Origin of the sequence: Agromyces binzhouensis, from assembly GCF_004135055.1 — a bacterium.
Classification (GTDB): Bacteria; Actinomycetota; Actinomycetes; order Actinomycetales; family Microbacteriaceae; genus Agromyces; species Agromyces binzhouensis.
The window spans coordinates 1-2,006 of sequence record NZ_SDPL01000490.1 but is presented as its reverse complement, the minus strand read 5'-3'; the positions used below and the strand labels follow the sequence as shown (position 1 = coordinate 2,006).

General features: G+C 73.4%; 2 protein-coding genes. Both read left to right on the top strand.

The features are described 5' to 3' along the window. Positions 1–921 (top strand): FKBP-type peptidyl-prolyl cis-trans isomerase (locus ESO86_RS20100; protein ID WP_129235843.1); only part of this gene is annotated, 921 nt, incomplete at its 5' end. Positions 922–970: 49 nt separating this feature from the next. Next, positions 971–1,990, top strand: a complete 1,020-nt coding sequence (locus tag ESO86_RS16005) for a helix-turn-helix transcriptional regulator (protein ID WP_242492415.1) — start codon at positions 971–973, stop codon at positions 1,988–1,990. The last annotated feature ends 16 nt before the right edge of the window (positions 1,991–2,006 follow it).

Here is a 2,006-nt window from a genome sequence, read left to right as displayed (position 1 = left end):
GCCACCGCGACCGCCGTCGCCCTCGCCCTGACCGGCTGCGCCTCGGCGCCCGCGCCGCAGGCCGAGCCCGGCGGGTCGTCCGACCTCGTCGAGGTCCGCGGCGACTTCGGCGAGACGCCGCGCGTCGACTTCCCGACCCCGCTCGTGCCCGACACGACGCAGTGCACCGAACTCATCGAGGGCACGGGCGACTACCTGGTCGACGGCCAGCAGGCGCTCGTCGGGCTCGCGGTCTACAACGGCACGACGGGCGAGGAGATCCAGGCGCCCCAGGGCTTCGGCGGCCAGGACCCGCTGCCGGTCGTGCTCGGGGCGAACACGCTGACGGGCCTGCGCACCGGGCTGAGCTGCGCGCGCGAGGGGTCGCGCGTCGCCGTCGTCATCCCGCCGGCCGACGGCTTCGGCGAGGCGGGCAACGCGGGGCTCGGGATCGGCGCCGACGACAGCATCGTCGTCATCTTCGACGTGCAGGAGGCGTTCCTGCCCAGGGCGAACGGATCCCCGCGCATCACGCGCGACGGCTTCCCTGCCGTCGTCACCGCGCCCGACGGCCGCCCCGGCATCACCGTGCCGGACGACGAGCCGTTCGAGACGACCGAGGTCGAGGTGCTGAAGCAGGGTTCCGGCGAGACCGTCGAGGACGGCGACCGGGTCGTCGTGCACTACACGGGCGTGCTCTGGGACGACAACGAGGTGTTCGACTCGAGCTGGGAGAGCGGTGCACCCGCGTCGTTCGTCGTGAGCGAGGGTTCCGGCTCGCAGGTGATCCCGGGCTTCGCCGAGGCGCTCATCGGCCAGCAGGTCGGCTCGCAGGTCGGCGTCGTGATCGCCCCGGAGGACGGCTACGGCGACGCCGAGCAGGCCGGCATCCCCGCCGGTTCGACGCTGTTCTTCGTCATCGACATCCTCGGCGTGGTGTGAGGCCGGGCGGCCGCCGTGCCGCCGCGGGCGCTTCAGTATGATCGCTGACGTGGCGTCATCCAAGCCTGCGGGGGAGTCTCGGATCCCGGTCGAGGACCGGCTGTTCAGCCTCGTCCTCGCGCTGCTCGCGACCGAGACCGGACTGCTGAAGTCCGAGATCCTGTCGACGGTGCGCGGCTACGCCGAGCGGTACGACCCGCGCGGCGGGAATGCGAACCTCGAGCGTCAGTTCGAGCGCGACAAGGACGACATCCGCGACCTCGGCATCCCGCTCGAGACGGTCGAGTCCCCGGATCGTCCCGGTGACAACCAGGCGCTGCGGTACCGCATCCCGAAGGGCGAGTACGACCTGCCCGTCGACGTGCGGTTCACGCCCGACGAGCTCGCGCTCCTCGGCCTCGCGGCCGAGGTGTGGCGCGAGGCCTCGCTCTCGGCCGACTCGCAGCGCGCGCTCACGAAGCTCCGCTCGCTCGGCATCGAGCCGCGCGAACCCGTCATCGGCTACGCGCCGCGGCTGCGGGTGCGGGATGCCGCGTTCGAACCGCTCCGGCAGGCGCTCGACCGGCGGCAGCGCGTCCGCTTCCACTACCTCAAGCCGGGCGAGCAGGCGCCTCGCCTGCGCACCGTCGAGCCCTACGCGGTGGTCCTCCACGAGGGCCGCTGGCACCTCCACGGGCGCGACGTCGACGCGGCGGCGCCGCGGACGTTCCTCCTCTCGCGGATCGTCGGCGACGTGAAGGCGCTGACGGGCGCGCCGTTCGACGCGCCGCCCGCCGACGTGCAGGATCGCGTGCTCGCCGACCTGCAGGCGCTGCGGCTAGCCAACACCGCCGACCTCGTCGTGAGCGCCGGGTCCGATGCGGAGGTGCGGCTCGGCAAGCGCGCGGTGGAGGTCGACGACGACGCCGGGGTCATCCGACTGCACTACACCGATGAGGTCGTCTTCGCCGACGAGCTCGCCTCCTACGGACCGGAGGTGCGCGTCATCGCGCCCGATACGCTGCGCGACGCGGTGCGGAGCCGACTCGCGACGGTCGCCGCCGCGCACCGCACGGGAGGCGCCGCATGAGCGCTCGCCCGCCGCG